Origin of the sequence: Kitasatospora sp. NPDC058444, from assembly GCF_042721415.1 — a bacterium.
Taxonomy (GTDB): Bacteria; Actinomycetota; Actinomycetes; order Streptomycetales; family Streptomycetaceae; genus Kitasatospora.
This window is the reverse complement of sequence record NZ_JBHXLL010000008.1, coordinates 145775-161486: the sequence shown is the minus strand read 5'-3', so window position 1 is coordinate 161486 and position 15712 is coordinate 145775. Positions and strand designations below refer to the sequence as shown.

Sequence of the window (15712 nt, the reverse complement as noted above, 5' to 3'; positions counted from 1 at the left end):
GTCTCAGGCCGGCGTGATCCGGATGCCGACCGTCCCGCGCTCGCCGCGGCGCAGCCGGCTGCCGAGCAGGGTGAGCACGCCGACCAGGCCGTACTTCTGGCGCAGCAGCGTGCGGTAGGCGGCGGTGCGCTCGGGGCCGAGGATCTCGGCGGTGGCGGGGTACTGCTCGCCGGTCGGGCGGCCCTTGACGTCGCAGGGGCCGACCAGCACGTCGGCGCGGTTGCGGATCCGCTTGACCTTCCAGGAGTCCGCGACCGTCCAGACCCCGAGCGCCTCCCCGTCGCGCACCACCCACACCGGGGTCGGCACCGGGGTGCCGTCCTTCTTGTACGTGGTGACGAGCAGGTAGCTCCCGGAGGAGAGCCGGACGATCCGGGCGAGCCGGTCCGCGGCGGAGGGGTCGGGCGTGGTCATGATCGGAAGTCTAGAGGCCGGTCACCAGAACCGCGCGAGCGCGCTCTCCTTGAAGGGGGCCGACGAGACGCTGAGATCCCCGGCGAACGGCCGGTCCAGCACCAGGACGAGCAGCAGGCTGAAGCCGATCAGAGCGGACACCGACCCGACGAACAGCAGCCGCACCGGGCGGCTGCGGATGCCGTACAGCAGGGTCAGCAGCAGGATGACCAGTGCGCCGCCGACGATCAGCACCTGGAGCAGCACGGGCAGTTCCTCCCGGCTGACGTCGATCCGGGTGCGGCGCTGGGCGACCACGTCGTTGAGGCTGTCGAGTGCCTTGGCGTAGAAGGCCTGCTCGGTCTGCGACTGCGGCTCGTACCCGCGCAGCGCCTGGTAGACCGCCTCGACCCTGGCGGCCGTCACCTGGTAGTCGCCCTTCCCGGAGCGCATCAGCGGCCACTGCAGCTCGACCACGGCGTGCACGTAGTCGTGGATGGCCGCGTCCACGGCCGCCCGGGCGTCGGGCGGGAAGGCCTGCGCGTCGCGGGCGATCTGGGAGACGGAGGTCGCCTCGCTGGCGACCACCTTCTGGGTGTCCTGGAGCTCGGTCCACAGGTTGACGATGACGAAGGCCAGGATGATGCCGTAGATCGCCCCGAACATGCCGAGCACCACGCCGACCATGTCGTTGTTCTCGCCGCCCACGAGCGCCGGGTAGCGGCGGGTGGTGACGATGCTGCCCAGCAGGGTCAGCAGGACGCAGCAGCCGACCACCAGGACGGCGAGCAGACCGGTGGAGAAGGTGTTCAGCAGCCAGAGTTCCATCGGGACGTCCTGCCTGATCAGCGGGGCAGGCGGGACCGGGCGGTTCGCAGCAGGCCGCGGGCGCGGCGGGCGGCCGTGCGGCGCCGGCCGCCGACGCCGGTGGCGCCCCCGACGGCGCTCGCGCCGCCCCCGGCGGGCGCCCCGACGGGTACGGCCGGCGCGCCGGCGCGCCGGCGGGCGGCGGTGCGGGCGGTGGCCCAGGCGGCGAGGGCTGTGCCGAGGACGGCGGCGGTCCAGACGGCGGCGTCGAAGCCCGTGTCGGAGCCGGAGCCGGAGGCACCGCTCACCGGCGGGCGGGACCAGGGCGGGAGCTGGTCGGCGGCCTCGGCGTCGGCCCCGGCGGAGGGCGAGGGGGCGGCGGGCTCGTCGACCAGTCTGCCGACCGGCTGGACCTTCCCGGCGGCCGCGAACCCCCAGTCGAGCAGGCTGGCGGCCTCGTCGTACACCCGGCCCTGCGCCTCGGGGTGCATCACCGTGACGAGCAGGGTGCGGCCGTCGCGCTCGGCGGCGCCGGTGAAGGTGGCGCCCGCGTTGGTGGTGTAGCCGTTCTTGACGCCGATCAGGCCGGGGTACTTGCCGAGCAGCCGGTCGGTGTTGGCGATGTCGAAGCTGGTGCGCTGGCCGGTGAGCTTGTCCAGCCCGCCGGGGAAGCGCGCGGTGCGGGTGGCGCAGTAGGAGCGGAAGTCGGCGTTGCGCAGCCCGGCCCGGGCGAAGAGGGTGAGGTCGTAGGCGGAGGAGACCTGGCCGTCCATGTCGTAGCCGTCGGGCGAGACCACCTTGGTGTCCCGGGCCTGGAGGGCCCGGGCCCGCTCCTGCATCTCGGTGACGGTCTGCTGGATGCCGCCGTTCATGTGGGCGAGGACGTGGACGGCGTCGTTGCCGGAGCTGAGGAAGACGCCCCGCCAGAGGTCCTCGACCCGGTACGCCAGGTTCTCCTTGACGCCGACCAGGCTGCTGCCGGCGCCGAGACTGGCGAGTTCGGCCGTGGTGACCTTGTGTTCCACCCCCCGGTCGAACTTGGGGAGCACGGTGTCCGCGAACAGCATCTTGAGGGTGCTGGCCGGGGGCAGCGGCAGGTGGGCGTCGCGGGCGGCGAGCACCTCGCCGGTGGCCGCGTCGGCGACCAGCCAGGAGCGGCCGGTCAGTTCGGCGGGCAGCGCCGGCGCCCCGGCCAGCGGTTCGACCTGGACGGCCGGGCGGCCGAGCCGCTCCCCGCCGACGGCGGGGACGGAGTCCTGGGCGAGGGCGGCCGGGGCGGCGACGAGTATCAGGAGGGCGCAGGCGGTGGTGCCGGCCGCGGCCCTGGTGGCGGAAGACGACTTCGGCGTCACGCGGGTGAGGAGCACACCGCGAACGTACCCGCGCCGCCGCCGGGCCGCCGGGCCGGCTGCTCCGTCCGGAGCCGTGCGGAGCCGTGCGGAGCCGTGTGGGGCCGTGCGGAGCCGTGCGGGGCCGTCCGGGCCCCGTGGACCCCTTGGCCCCTGGGGACCCGGCGGCCAGTGCGACTTTGGTGGTGCCGGACCGCGCCGAAAGTCGGATGCCGGGCGGAGCGCCGGATTCCTAGGCTCGGGAGCATGAAGACCCTGTTCGGCTACCTCGGTTCGGTGTTGATCGTCGGCGGCGCCTCCGGCCTGCTGTCCACCTGGATCGCGGGCTTCCGGCTGTTCGGCTTCGTCCGGGTCCTGGTGCCGGCCGGCCACGAGACCGCCGGGTACGCCACCCTGGTGGTCGTCGGCGTCCTGCTGGCGCTCCCCGCGGCCCGGCACGGCTAGGGCGGCTGCCGCGGTCGCAGGTGCGGGCACGCCCCGTGGCAGCCGCCGTTCCTGACGGTCCGGACCCGGAGCGCCCGGCCCCTCAGCGGGCCAGTGCCCGGGCGTCGCCCATCACCACGACCGGGTGCAGTGCGGGGTCGAGGGCGAGGAGCAGTTCGCGCATGCGGTCGGGGGTGAGCCCGATGCAGCCGTGGGTGGGCCCGCCGTGGTCGACGTGCAGCCAGATGCCTCCGCCGTACTCCCCGCCGCGCGGGCGGCGCCGGTCGAGCGGGGAGGTTCCGGGCACGCGGTTGTAGTCGATGGCCACCACGTAGTCGAAGGCCCCGGCGAGCGGCTCGCCCGCGAAGCCGGTGCCGGAGATGCTGAAGTCGTCGGAGCGGTCGTAGGGGAGCCGGGTGCCCGGGTCGGGGAGGCGCCCGCCGGCGTCGCCGAGGGCGAACACGCCGATCGGCGAGCGCAGATCGCCCTCGTGGTGGTCCGAGGACCAGCCGCGCAGGGCGTTGCGGGTGGGCCAGGACGGGCCGGCGAGCCAGCCGGTGCCGTCGTCGCGGTAGAGGACGGCGCGGCCGGTCGAGGCGTCGGGGCCGTCACCGGTGACGACCAGTGCCTGCCTCGTCCCGGCGGGCACGGCTGCCAGCAGGTCGGGCCCGACCCCGGGGAGCTGCCGCGGCAGCTCGGGCGGCGCGGGTCGGCCGGCCGTGACCGCCGCGGGCGGGTGCGGCGTGGGCGGTACGGACGCGGGGGCGCCGGAGGTGTCGGGGGTGTCGGGGACGGCCGCGGCCGGCGGTACGGGTCCTGTGGCGGTGTTGGGCGCGCAGCTCACGAGGAGCAGCGCCAGTCCGGCCAGGGCGCGACGGGGTAGGGACATGGCGGTTCAGCCTTCGGGAAAGGAGCTTCGGGGGCGCCCGGGGAGGGACGCCAGGGGAGGGAGAGGGGCTTCGGATCAGCCGCGCGGGGTCTTCGCCGGCGTGCTTCCGCCCCCGGCGGTGGTACGCAGGGAGTCGAGCACCTGGCGCACCTGCCGCAGCGTCCGGTCGGACGGCTCGCGCAGGCAGGCCGTCAGCTCGATCAGCGCGGGACGGCCGTCCCGGACGACGACGCGGTGCCCGGTGAGCTCCCGGGTGCCGCCGTACATCGTGCACAACGCCTTCGGCGTGCCCTCGGTGAGGGTGCCCGGGCCCGCGGGGGTCGGGGTCTGGTCGATCCGGGCCTGGTCGTCGATCAGCTGGAGCGCGACGAAGGCGCCGCCGGCGGTGAGCGGTCCGACCGGTACGCAGAGGCCGGCCTCCGGGCAGGAGGACTTCCCGTCGAGCGGGTGCGTGGCGAGGAAGCCGATGCCCTCCCGGGGGTCGCCGGTGACGCCGTCGCGGGTGTGCCAGCCGTTGGGCACGTCGACGACGACGTCCGGCAGGGCCGGGAAGCGGATGGCCGTCCCCGAGGGCAGGACCGCGCCCGGATCGCCCGGCGGGGCGGGTGGGAGCGGGGACACGGCGGACGGCGTACCCACCGGCCCCGTGGCCGGCCCTCGGTCCGGGGCCGGTGCGAGGGCGGGTGCGGCCGCCAGCGCCGCGGCGACCAGCCCGCCGGTCAGCCCGGCGCCGACGGTGGCGGCCCGCCGCCGGGAGCGGGTGCGGGCGGCGCGGGCGCGGATCCGGTCGATGCGGTCCTCCGGGGCGTCCAGGTCCGGAACGGCCCGCCGGAGCAGGAACCGCAGCTCCTGTTCCTCGTCGCCGTCGGCGGGCCCGTGGGCGTCCGGGTCCAGCAGGTCACGTCCGGTCACGGTGTCCTCCGTCCAGCAGCAGTTCCCGGGTCGGCAGCCGGCCGCGCAGTGCGGCCAGTGCGTGGTGCGTCTGGCTCTTGACCGTGCCGGTGGAGCAGCGCAGCACCTCGGCGGTCTCCTCCACGCTGAGGTCCTCGAAGAAGCGCAGCACGACCACGGCCCGCTGGCGCGGCGGCAGCGCCCGGACGGCCTGGGCGACGACCTGCCCGAGCACTACGTCCTCGTACGGGTCCGAGCCCGCCGACGGCCGGTCCGGCAGTTCGTCGTGCGGCAGTTCCCCAGTCCAGCGGCGGCGCCACCAGGAGACGTGGCAGTTGACCAGGACCTTGCGCAGGTACGCCTCGGGCCGGTCGAGGGAGATCCGCTCCCACTTGGGCCAGACCTTGGCGAGTGCCGTCTGCAGCAGGTCCTCGGCCTGGTGCCGGTCGCCGGTCAGCAACCAGGCCATGCGCAGCAGTTTCGGGCCGCAGGCGGAGACGAACTCCTCGAAGTTCGGTGTCGCGTCCCTCATCGTGCTGTTCCCGCCATGGTGTCCGTGCCGTTCCCGTCAGCTGCCGCGGCCTGGTCGGCCGTGTCCGTCGTGTCGTTCTCACGGCTGCTGAACGCGATGGGTGTCGAGGCGGGTTGCCCGCCGGGCGGAAGAATTTTTCCGAGGCGGACGGGTGACCCTCGTCGATGCCGGGCCCGGGGCGAGTGTCGGCCCGCCCCGGGTGACGGCGTCGACGAGGACGTCCGTACCGCGGAACGCTTGGAGTCCGGCGATCGTGTCACCGTGGATCCGCCCGGAGGCCCTCCGCCGCGATGCCGTCGAGCAGCACGGCGAGGCCGCTGCGGAAGGCCTCCCGGTGGCTGTCCTCCGGGGCGCCGCCGCCCGTGCTCTGCAGGGCGGTGAGCAGCGGGAAGCGGTCAGCGAAGTCGGGCGCCAGCTCCATGAGCCGGGCGGAGCGGGCGGCCCACCAGTCCTCGTCGGCGACGCCGGTCGCGGCGGCCGCGCCGCGTGCGTCGGCGGTGGTGGCGGCCAGGCCGCGGACGAACTGCCAGAGTGCGGCGACCGCCCCGCGCAGCCGCCGCGGAGCCAGCCCGGCCGGCCGCAGCGCGCGCAACAGGGCTTCCATCGCGGCGAGTTCGGCGGGGCCGAGCACTGGGCGGGCCTGCGAGACCTGGAGCACCCAGGGGTGGCGCAGGTAGCACGCGTACAGGGCCTCGGCCCAGGCGGTGACGGCTTCCCGCCAGTCATCGGCCGGGGGGTGTCCGGTCGCGAGTTCGCCGGTGACTTCGTCGGTGAGTTCGCCGGTGAACTCACCCGTGGGTTCGGCGGTGAACTCGCCCGTGGGTTCGGCGGTGAGTTCGGCGAGCGCCCGGTCGTGCATCAGGTCGAGCAGTTCGGCCTTGCCGGGCACATAGGTGTAGAGCGCCATCGCGGTGCGGCCGAGCCGTTCGCCCACGGCGCGCATCGACAGTGCGGCCATTCCCTCGGCGTCGGCGACCGCGATTCCGGCGGACACGATCGCGTCCACGCTCAGGCCCGGTTTCGGGCCGCTGCGCCCGGTGCGCGGTTCCTCGGGTGCGCCCCAGAGCAGGGCGAGCGAGCGATGGGCGTCGCCCTGCCCGGCGTAGACGGTCATCCGGCATCTCCTTATGGCGTAAAGTATCGCTCCGACGGCAACTCTTTATGCCGTAAGGTTACCAATCGAAGGGGTTTCGCGATGACATTGCCCGTCACCTTCGTCGAGGTCGTCGAGGTCCGCCGGATCACGCCGCGCACCGCCCGGATCACCTTCGCCGCCGAGGAGCTGCCCGACACCGTCGGCACCACCCCCGACCAGCAGCTCAAGCTCTGCTTCCCCCGCCCCGGCCGGCGCGAGCCGGTGCTGCCCGCCCGGCAGGACGACCCGACGGGCTGGTACCGGGCCTACCTGGCGATCCCCGAGGCCGAGCGCCCGGTGATGCGCAGCTTCACCCTGCGCGGCCGGCGCCCCGGCACCCGGCTGGTCGAGATCGACTTCGTGCTGCACGGTGACACCGGGCCGGCCGCCTCCTGGGCGCTGCGCGCCGCGCCGGGGGACCGGCTCGGGATGGTTGGTCCCTCCGCCCTGTACGCCCCGCCGGTCCCGTTCGCCGAGGCCGCGGCGGCCGCCGACTGGGTGCTGCTGGCCGGCGACGAGACCGCGCTGCCGGCGATCGCGACGCTGGTCGCGGCGCTGCCCGAGGGGGTGTGGGCGTACGCCTGGATCGAGGTCGCCGACCGGGCGGAACGTCAGGAGCTGGAGAGCCGTGCCGAGCTGGAGGTGCAGTGGCTGCACCGCGACGGCGCGGCCCCGGGCTCCGTGCTGGCCGCAGCGTTCCGGGGCGTCGTGCTGCCGGCCGGTGCGCCCGTCGTCTGGCTGGCCGGGGAGGCGGGGGCGGTCCGGACGATCCGCCGGTACCTGGTCGAGCAGGAGGGGGTGGCGAAGGAGAGCATCGACTTCACCGGCTACTGGCGCCACCGGCTGACCCAGGACGACGCGCCCACCGCCGAGGACCTGGCGGACGCCCAGGAGCGGTTGGCCGGGTACTGACCGGGGCGGGTGGGTCGACGGGCGGGCGGTCGCCGCGGCGGCCGTTTCGCCGGACGGTGCCGCGGGAAGGGAGTCCGCCGACGCCCTTCCGGCGGTGCGGCGGTGCGGCGCCCGGATTCCGGTCAGGGCCGATCGACTGAAAGATGTGGATTCGGCCCGATTTCCTCCCCGAATTTTACTGATTGATGGTCAACTTTACTTTCTGATGGGGATTTACCCCCTTGTCGTGATCCTCTCAGGTGCGTTGGAATGCGTCAGCTATCCATCTGACGAGAGGATTTATATGATCGGCTGGAGGAAAACCCAGCTGGCGGCGGCCGTCACGGTCACCGCCGCGTCGATGGTCCTGAGCCTCGGGACCATGGCGAGCGCGGCCCCGGCCCCCGACCCCCGGAACGCCCAGGCGGCGTCCGCGGACGGGGCCCCGGTGCCGGTGATCGTGATTCTGAAGGACCAGATCGCGGACGCCCCGGCCGACCACGGCCACCTGGGCGCCCGGCAGCAGAAGACCGCCGACGCGCAGGCGCCGCTGCTGAAGAAGGTCAAGGCGGGCGGCGGCACCGACATCAAGAGCTTCGTGGTCGGCAACGCCTTCTCGGCCACCGTCAGCCCGGCCCTGCGCGCCCAGCTCCAGGCGGACCCGGCCGTCTCCACCGTGGTGGCCGACACCCAGGTCCAGGTCGCCCCGGCGGCTGCCGGCAAGGCGAAGGCGGCCAAGGACGCCGCCGGTGTCGCTGCCGGGGCCGGGGCCGGTGCCGCCGGCGCCAAGGCGCCCAAGATCGATGCCGCTCCCCAGGCCGTTCCGGGCAGCAACGGCCAGGGCGCGGAGGAGAACGCGACCAACACGGTCTGCCCCTCCGATCCGAGCAAGCCGCTGCTGGAGCCCGAGGGCCTCTACTCGACCCGGGCCGTCACCGGCAACGGCAAGCCCGGCGTGGAGGACCTGGCCACCGGCAAGGGCGTCAAGGTCGCCTACATCGCCGACGGCCTCGACCCGAACAACCCGGACTTCATCCGGGCCGACGGCTCGCACGCCGTGGTCGACTACCAGGACTTCGCCGGTGACGGCTGGGACGCCCCGACCGGTGCGGCCGAGGCCTTCGGCGACGCCTCGGCGGTCATCGCCCAGGGCCGCCAGGTCTACGACGTCTCCAAGTTCGTGAACTCCTCGCACCCGCTCCCGGCCGGCTGCAACATCCGCATCCGTGGCCTCGCCCCGGACGCCGACCTGGTCGCGCTGAAGGCCGGCGGCGAGATGATGTCCAACTCCTCGATCCTGCAGTCGATCGACTACGCGGTGCGGGTCGCCCACGTGGACGTGCTGAACGAGTCCTTCGGCGGCAACGTCACCCCGGACAGCGGCGCGCACGACACCATCTCGCTCTTCAACGAGCAGGCCGTCAAGGCCGGGGTCACCGTCGCCGTCTCCAGCGGTGACGCCGGGATCAGCGGCACCATCGGCACCCCGGCCACCGACCCGTACGTGATCGCGGTCGGTGCCTCCACCGACAACCAGAACTACCAGCAGACCGGTTACGCGGCCTCCCAGTTCTCCAACCGGACCTGGAGCAACAGCCGCATCTCCGCGCTCTCCTCGGGCGGCTTCACCCAGGCCGGCCGGACGGTCGACCTGGTCGCCCCGGGCGAGTCGGACTGGGCGCTGTGCACCCCGGACCTCGCCAAGTACGAGGACTGCAAGGGCTACAACGGCCAGCCCTCGCCGATCCAGCCGTTCGGCGGCACCAGCCAGTCGGCCCCGTTCGTCACCGGCGCCGCGGCCCTGGTCATCCAGGCCTACCGCGACACCCACGGCGGCGACTCGCCGTCCCCGGCGCTGGTCAAGAAGTTCCTCACCGGCACCGCCACCGACCTCGGCGTGCCGGCCGAGGAGCAGGGCGCCGGCCTGCTGAACGTCCGCGCCGCCGTCGAGGCCGCCCGCGGCTACGACGACGGGGACGGCACCGAGGGCGCGCGGACCGTCGTGGTCAACACCGGCCAGGTCGACATCGCCGGCGCCCCCGGCTCGACCCACACCGCCGACGTGTCCGTCACCAACACCAGTGACAGCACCCAGACGGTGAGCGCCACGACCCGCGGCTTCGCCCCGCTGTCGAGCGACCGGCAGACCGTCCAGCTCGACCCGTCCTCGAAGGACACCTTCAAGTACGCGACCAACGGCGCGGACTGGGTGCAGAAGCAGGTCAAGTTCACCGTTCCGGCCGGCGCCGACCGCCTCGCGGCCTCGATCGCCTGGCAGGGCGCGCCCAACCCGGTCACCAACGGACCGGTGGTCCGGATGACGCTGCTCGACCCCTCGGGCCGCTTCGAGACCAACACCCGTCCGCAGGGCGGCGCCACCCCGGCCGACTTCGGCCTGGTGGACGTTCCGCACCCGGTGGCCGGCGAGTGGACCGCGATCCTCTACACCCCGGCCGGCGCGGCCGGTTACAGCGGCGCCGTCCAGCTCGGCACCGCCACCCAGCGCGCGGTGCCGGCCGGCACCGTGAGCCCGAGCACCACCGACCTGAAGCCGGGCCAGACCAAGACCCTCAAGGTCCAGCTCACCACCCCGGCCACCAGCGGTGACTCCAGTGAGGCCGTCCTCGTCTCCGCCTCCGACGGCAACACCACCAGCGTCCCGGTCGTGCTGCGCAGCCTGGTCCCCGTCGACCAGGGCACGGGCACCTTCACCGGCACCATCACCGGTGGCAACGGCCGCAGCGCCTCGCCGACGCAGAGCTTCGCGTACGCCTTCGACGTGCCGAAGGGCCAGAAGGACCTGCGGGTCGGCGTGACCGTCGCCAAGGACCCGAAGCTGCTCATGCAGGGCGCGCTGATCAGCCCGAACGGCACCCCGGTCGACATCGAGGGCAACGGGCAGTTCGACGCCCAGGGCAACCCGGCCGGCACCGGCAACGGCGTCTCGGCCACCGCCGTCAACCCGGCCGCCGGCCGCTGGCGGTTCGTCCTGAACGTGCTCGGCCCGGTCAGCGGCCAGGAGCTCGCCCAGGACTTCGCCGGCACCGTCGCGTTCAACCGGAACCAGGCCACCGCGGCCGGTCTGCCGAACGACACCCGCACCAAGCTGGCGGCCGGCAAGCCGGTCACCGTCCAGGTGAACTACACCAACAACACCGTCGCGACCCAGCGGATCGCGGCCGACGGCCGGCTCGACCGCCGGGTGGACCTGGCGCTGGTGCCGCAGGGCACCTCGGCGACCGTCAACCTGCCGCTGAGCCTCAGCTCCACGGTGCCGTCGTTCCTGGTGCCGCCGGGCACCGACCGGCTCAAGGCCGTGGCGGCGTCCTCGACCCCGGCGCAGATCGAGCTGAGCGCCACCACCGGCTCGCCGGACCTGTTCGGCGACCTGAAGAAGGCCCAGGACGGCTCGACCGTCTCGGTGGTGACCGACAACGGCACCGCCGAGCAGCCGGTCGTCCCCGGCAACTGGAGCACCTTCGTCCAGCAGATCGGCCCGTTCGGCAGCGGCCCCGCGCCGGCCGGCACCTCCACCATCAGCGCCACCGCGCACACCCAGGCCTTCGACCCGGCGCTGACCTCCAGCACCGGTGACCCGTACGCCGCCTCGGTGAACGCCTCGGCCTCGGCCGCCACCCCGGTGACCGTCGCCCCCGGCGCCACCGGCTCGCTCCGGGTGACGCTGACCCCGACCGGCCCGAAGGGCAGCACCGTCAAGGGCGTGCTGTACCTGGTGTCCGGCCCGACCGGCGTCGCCACCGCCAACAACGCCCTGAACACCACCGGTTCGGTGCTCGCGGCGATCCCGTACAGCTACACGGTGAACTGACGCCACGTCAGGTCCCTTGCCAGGTCGAGGCCGTCCCGGAGTTCCGGGGCGGCCTCGGTCGTTTCGGAGGCCGGGCGCGGACGGGGTTCCGGGGGTGGTCGGCTGGGCAGGGTCGGGAGTGGAGGAAAGTCTTCACCGGATGGGGAGTTGCGAGTTGAACGACGCGATCAAGCACGGCGAGGTCGAGGTGAACGGCGTCCGGCTGCACTACGCCGAGCAGGGCGAAGGCCCGCTGGTCCTGCTGCTGCACGGCTTCCCGGAGAGCTGGTACTCCTGGCGCCACCAGTTCGCGCCGCTCGCCGAGGCCGGCTACCGGGTCGTCGCGCCGGACCAGCGCGGGTACGCCCGCAGCGCGCAGCCCGAGCCGGTGGACGCCTACACCCTGCTCCACCTGGTCGGCGACGTGACGGCGCTGATCGGCGCGCTGGGCGAGGAACGGGCCGTCGTGGTCGGGCACGACTGGGGCGCGCCGGTGGCCTGGACCACCGCGGCGCTTCGGCCGGACCTCGTGCGCGGGGTGGCCGGGCTGAGCGTGCCGCCGCTGCCGGTGGGCGGGCCACCGCCGCTCCAGGCCCTCCGGGCCGCCTACGGCGAGGGCTTCTACCAGGTCTACTTCCAGGAGCCCGGGAAGGCCGACGCCGAGCTGGCCGCCGACGTGAAGTCCAGCCTGCGCCGCATCCTGTCCGGCAAGCAGCCGGACGGCGTGCCGCGGCCGTGGATCGTCCCCGAGGGCAGGACGCTGCTGGAGAGCCTCCCGGAGCCGGACCGGCTGCCGGACTGGCTCACCGACGCGGACCTGGACGTCTTCACGGCCGACTACGCCAGGCACGGGGCGAACGCCTTCACCGGTGGGCTCAACTGGTACCGCAACCTCGACCGCAGCGCCGAGCTGCTGGCCGCCTTCACCGGCATCACGGTCGAGGTGCCCGCGCTGTTCGTGGTGGGCGAGGAGGACCTGGTCAACGCCCTGGTCCCGCCGCCGGTGCTGGACCACCTGCTGGGCCGGCTGCCCAAGCTGCACCGCCACGTCCGGCTGCCGGAGACCGGGCACTGGACGCAGCAGGAACGCCCGGCCGAGGTCACCGAGGCGCTGCTGGACTTCCTGGCGCACCTGGACAAGTAACCGGTCGACGCGACGCCGGTCACAGCCGGTCGCGGCCCTCCGCGACCGGCTGCGACCGGCTGCGACCGGCTGCGACCGGCTGCGACCGGCGTCAGACGGGCAGCAGGCGGGCGATCAGCTCGCCGAGGCGGCGGGCGTTGCGGCAGGAGTGCATCTCCACCACGCCCGCGTAGGCGAGCGCGGCGGAGTCGCCGGTCGGCCAGAGCGAGGGCTGCTCGGGGTTGAGCCAGAACACCCGGCGGGCCCGGCCGGCGATCCGGCGCAGCGCGTCCAGGTTGGGGTCGCGCTGGTTGTTCCTGGCGTCGCCGAGGATCAGCACGCAGGTGCGCGGGCCGACGGCGTCCAGGTGCCGCTCGGCGAACCCGCCGAGGGCGGAGCCGTAGTCGCTGTTGCCGTGGTAGCCCGTCACCTTGGCCTCGGCGAGGATCCGGGCGGCCAGCCGGGCCGGGTCGTCACCGCCGCGGAGCAGTCCGGTCACCTCGGCGGTGCGGTTGACGAAGGCGAACACCCGGACCTTGCTGAACTGTTCGCTCATCGCCTGCACCAGCAGCATGGTGAAGTCGGCGAAGCCCGCCACCGAACCGGAGACGTCGCACAGCAGCACCAGCTCCGGGCGGGCCGGTCGGCGCAGCCGGTACGCGGGGCGCAGCGGCACCCCGCCGGTGGTCAGCGAGCGGCGCAGGGTGCGGCGCAGGTCGATCTCGCCGCGGGCGGCGCGGCGGCGCCGGGCGGCCAGCCGGGTGGCCAGCTTGCGGGCCAACGGGTGGACGGTGCGGCGCAGTTCGGCGAGCTGACCGCGGCCGGCGTAGAGGAAGTCGACCAGGTCGGCGGTGGGGGCGACGGCGCGTTCGGCGATCCGCTCGGGGCCGCGCAGTTCGGCGACCCGGCGGCGGGCCTCGCCGGCGGTCATGGCGCGGAAGTCCTGGATGCGGCGGCGGATCTCGTCGGCGAGCACCAGATCGGAGAGGTCCGGGGCGCTCCGCCGCTCGCGCAGGGCGGCCAGGACACGGGCGAGCAGGGTCTCGGGGGCGAGCCGGCCGAGCGCCTGCTGGGCGGACCAGCCGTCGGCACCGGGCGCGCCGCCGGTGCCGTACCGTCCGAAGGCCTCCATCACCTCGCCGGCCAGCCGGGCCTGGGCGGCGCGGTCGTCGTCGGCCAGCGCGGCGGCGAGGCGCTCGCGCAGCTGCTCGCGCAGCGGGTCGGGGCGGCCGAAGCGCGGCGGCTCGGGGTCGTCGGGGACCGGCGGCGGGTCGGCCCGGACGGCCTCCGGGGTGCCGACACCGAGCGGGAAGAACAGGTCGAAGGTGGCGTCGAAGACGGTCCGCTGGCCCTCCGAGCGCAGCAGGGCGGCGGCCAGGCCGGCCCGCATCTGCTCGCGGTCGGCGAAGCCGAGGACCTCCAGCACGGCGGCGGCGTCCACCGTCTCGGCGGGGCCGATCCGCAGGCCGTGCCCGCGCAGGGCGCGGACCAGGCCGGTGAGGCGGGCGGCGGTGTCGGCCGGCGGGGGCGCGGTCACGGGAGGGTTCGTCACGGGAGGGCTCGTCACGTGAAGGCTGGTCACGCGAGGGTGAGCTTCTGGGTGGCCTTGCGGACGTCGTCCTGGTGCTTGAGGATCACCCCGAGGGTGTCCCGGACGACCGTCTCGTCCAGGCTGCCGGCGCCGAGGGCGAGCAGGGTGCGGGCCCAGTCGATGGTCTCGGCCACGGACGGCGCCTTGCGCAGTTCCATCGCGCGCAGCGCGCCGACGACGCGGACCAGCGACTCGGCCAGCGTCTCGTCCAGGCCGGGCACCTTGAGTCGGACGATCCGGCGCTCCAACTCGGCCTCGGGGTAGTCGAGGTGGAGGAAGAGGCAGCGGCGGCGCAGCGCCTCGGAGAGCTCGCGGGTGGCGTTCGAGGTGAGCAGGACGAACGGGCGGCGGGTGGCGGTGATCGTGCCCAGCTCGGGGACGGTGACCTGGAAGTCGCTGAGTACCTCCAGCAGCAGCGCCTCGACCTCGACGTCGGCCTTGTCCATCTCGTCGATCAGCAGCACGGTCGGCTCCTCGCCGCGGATCGCGGTGAGCAGCGGGCGGGTGAGCAGGAACTCCTCGCCGAAGATGTCGGTGCGGGCCTCCTGCCAGCCCTCGTCGCGGCCGGCGGTGATCCGCAGCAACTGCTTGGCGTGGTTCCACTCGTAGAGCGCGCGGGCCTCGTCGATGCCCTCGTAGCACTGGAGCCGGACCAGCCGGGCCCGGCCGATCTCGGCCAGCGCCTTGGCGAGTTCGGTCTTGCCGACCCCGGCCGGGCCCTCGACCAGCAGCGGCTTGCCGAGCCGGTCGGCGAGGAAGACGGTGGTGGCCACGGCGGTGGACGCCAGGTAGCCGGTGGCGGCCAGTTGCTCGGCGGCGTCCGCCACCGAGGTGAAGAAGCCCGTGCCGTTGTCGCTCATCCGCTTGCCCCGTTCCGGTTCGCCGTCTCCGTGCGGCGCCACCCTACCGGCCGGTCACTTCGCTGTCTCGGGTGTGGGCGTCCGGGGTCGGGGTTGCGGACCGCTCCGTCGATCGACGGAGCGGCGTACGGCCCGCCGAGGGTGCCGTACGCCGCCGTCGTCAGGACGGGCCGGGTGGGCCCTGACGTCAGTTGACGACGAGGACCGGGCTGCCGGCCACGGAGCTGTCGACGACCGGGCCGTAGGTGGCGCTGAAGTAGCCCGTCGCGAAGCACAGGCTAGGCCCGGAGGCCAGAGTGAACGGCTGGGCGGTGAACCCGATGGTGTTGCCGGAGTTCGAGGCGGAGCCGTTGATCCCGGTGGAGTTGGTGTAGTTGCAGCTGATGCTGCCCAGGATGGTGTTGAGCACCACCGTGGTGCCCATCACGCCGGCCGCGCCGGGGGTGAGCTTGACCGGGAAGCCGGCGGCGTCGCTGACCGTGTTGGTGAACGGCAGGCTGGTGACCGTGACGCTCTTGACGCCGGTGACACCGATGACGTTGGAGGTGCAGGAGCCGAAGGTCTGGGTGTTGAGCTGCTCGGTGGCGATGCCCGGCGCGGCCGGGTTGGAGGTCACCGTCGCCGAGAAGGAGGAGGCGGCACACTTGACGCCGGTCGTCCCGGTGGCGCTGTTGTAGAACGTCGCGGAGGTGCCGGAGACCAGGTTGGCGGTCAGCACGTCACCGACGGCGACGGCCGGGCCGGTCGGGCTGTTGGTGGTCAGGACCGCGCCGGCGGCCTGGGCGGGGGCGACGGCCGCGCCGGTGAGGGCGAGTGCGGCGAGGGCGGCGGTGGCGAGGGTGCGGCTGATGCGCATGAGGGTGCCTCTCTCCGTCCGGGGGACGGGTGGGGGAATCCCCGTGTGCGGGTGTGGTGGTGTGCACGACGGGGGAGGTGCATGGCGTACCGGAGGCTCGTGCCGGTGGCATGGCGCAGAGGTTTGTCCCGCGGGTTCTGTCCCGCGGGTTCTGTCCCGTGGGC

The 15712-nt window shown here is 74.1% G+C and carries 14 protein-coding genes; 4 read left to right on the top strand and 10 right to left on the bottom strand.

Annotated elements, in window-relative coordinates:
- Positions 1 to 3 precede the first annotated feature (3 nt).
- Genes ACFWP2_RS12310 through ACFWP2_RS12300 form a run of 3 tightly spaced genes read right to left on the bottom strand, consistent with a single transcriptional unit; the run spans position 4 to position 2567 of the window.
- Positions 4 to 414: a PPOX class F420-dependent oxidoreductase gene (locus tag ACFWP2_RS12310; RefSeq protein ID WP_380450309.1), complete on the bottom strand. Its 411-nt coding sequence runs from the start codon at positions 412 to 414 to the stop codon at positions 4 to 6.
- Between the two features lie 21 nt (positions 415 to 435).
- Positions 436 to 1221 (bottom strand): DUF4239 domain-containing protein, encoded by a 786-nt coding sequence (locus tag ACFWP2_RS12305; protein WP_380450308.1) that lies wholly within the window; start codon positions 1219 to 1221, stop codon positions 436 to 438.
- A gap of 17 nt (positions 1222 to 1238) precedes the next feature.
- Positions 1239 to 2567, bottom strand: coding sequence for a D-alanyl-D-alanine carboxypeptidase family protein (locus tag ACFWP2_RS12300; RefSeq protein ID WP_380450307.1), 1329 nt, complete (start codon positions 2565 to 2567; stop codon positions 1239 to 1241).
- Positions 2568 to 2795: 228 nt separating this feature from the next.
- Between ACFWP2_RS12300 and ACFWP2_RS12295 the strand changes: the two genes are divergently transcribed.
- The gene (locus ACFWP2_RS12295; RefSeq protein ID WP_380450306.1) at positions 2796 to 2993 is read left to right on the top strand and encodes a hypothetical protein; all 198 of its coding nucleotides are present in this window, start codon (positions 2796 to 2798) and stop codon (positions 2991 to 2993) included.
- A gap of 82 nt (positions 2994 to 3075) precedes the next feature.
- Here ACFWP2_RS12295 and ACFWP2_RS12290 read toward each other — a convergent pair whose 3' ends face one another.
- The 4 genes from ACFWP2_RS12290 to ACFWP2_RS12275 all read right to left on the bottom strand — a co-directional run bounded on the left by ACFWP2_RS12290 (position 3076) and on the right by ACFWP2_RS12275 (position 6398).
- Positions 3076 to 3861: a L,D-transpeptidase family protein gene (locus tag ACFWP2_RS12290; protein ID WP_380450305.1), complete on the bottom strand. Its 786-nt coding sequence runs from the start codon at positions 3859 to 3861 to the stop codon at positions 3076 to 3078.
- A 75-nt stretch (positions 3862 to 3936) separates the two neighbouring features.
- The gene (locus tag ACFWP2_RS12285; RefSeq protein ID WP_380450304.1) at positions 3937 to 4773 is read right to left on the bottom strand and encodes a hypothetical protein; all 837 of its coding nucleotides are present in this window, start codon (positions 4771 to 4773) and stop codon (positions 3937 to 3939) included.
- Complete coding sequence (locus tag ACFWP2_RS12280; protein ID WP_380450303.1) at positions 4760 to 5284, bottom strand: SigE family RNA polymerase sigma factor; 525 nt, start codon at positions 5282 to 5284, stop codon at positions 4760 to 4762. The genes ACFWP2_RS12285 and ACFWP2_RS12280 overlap by 14 nt, the downstream gene beginning before the upstream one ends.
- 256 nt (positions 5285 to 5540) lie before the next feature.
- Positions 5541 to 6398: a TetR/AcrR family transcriptional regulator gene (locus ACFWP2_RS12275; protein WP_380450302.1), complete on the bottom strand. Its 858-nt coding sequence runs from the start codon at positions 6396 to 6398 to the stop codon at positions 5541 to 5543.
- Positions 6399 to 6479: 81 nt separating this feature from the next.
- Between ACFWP2_RS12275 and ACFWP2_RS12270 the strand changes: the two genes are divergently transcribed.
- The 3 genes from ACFWP2_RS12270 (at position 6480) to ACFWP2_RS12260 (ending at position 12262) form a co-directional block, all read left to right on the top strand.
- Positions 6480 to 7331: a siderophore-interacting protein gene (locus tag ACFWP2_RS12270; RefSeq protein WP_380450301.1), complete on the top strand. Its 852-nt coding sequence runs from the start codon at positions 6480 to 6482 to the stop codon at positions 7329 to 7331.
- A gap of 283 nt (positions 7332 to 7614) precedes the next feature.
- The gene (locus ACFWP2_RS12265) at positions 7615 to 11139 is read left to right on the top strand and encodes a S8 family serine peptidase (RefSeq protein WP_380450300.1); all 3525 of its coding nucleotides are present in this window, start codon (positions 7615 to 7617) and stop codon (positions 11137 to 11139) included.
- Between the two features lie 154 nt (positions 11140 to 11293).
- Positions 11294 to 12262, top strand: coding sequence for an alpha/beta fold hydrolase (locus tag ACFWP2_RS12260; protein WP_380450299.1), 969 nt, complete (start codon positions 11294 to 11296; stop codon positions 12260 to 12262).
- A gap of 91 nt (positions 12263 to 12353) precedes the next feature.
- On the opposite strand, the gene ACFWP2_RS12255 is transcribed toward ACFWP2_RS12260, so the two are convergent.
- The 3 genes from ACFWP2_RS12255 to ACFWP2_RS12245 form a co-directional block, all read right to left on the bottom strand.
- A complete protein-coding gene (locus ACFWP2_RS12255; RefSeq protein ID WP_380450298.1) occupies positions 12354 to 13778 on the bottom strand; it encodes a VWA domain-containing protein in 1425 nt (474 codons plus the stop codon).
- Positions 13779 to 13819: 41 nt separating this feature from the next.
- Positions 13820 to 14692, bottom strand: coding sequence for an AAA family ATPase (locus ACFWP2_RS12250; protein ID WP_380450297.1), 873 nt, complete (start codon positions 14690 to 14692; stop codon positions 13820 to 13822).
- 187 nt (positions 14693 to 14879) lie between these two features.
- Complete coding sequence (locus ACFWP2_RS12245; protein WP_380450296.1) at positions 14880 to 15548, bottom strand: Tat pathway signal sequence domain protein; 669 nt, start codon at positions 15546 to 15548, stop codon at positions 14880 to 14882.
- Between the last annotated feature and the right edge of the window lie 164 nt (positions 15549 to 15712).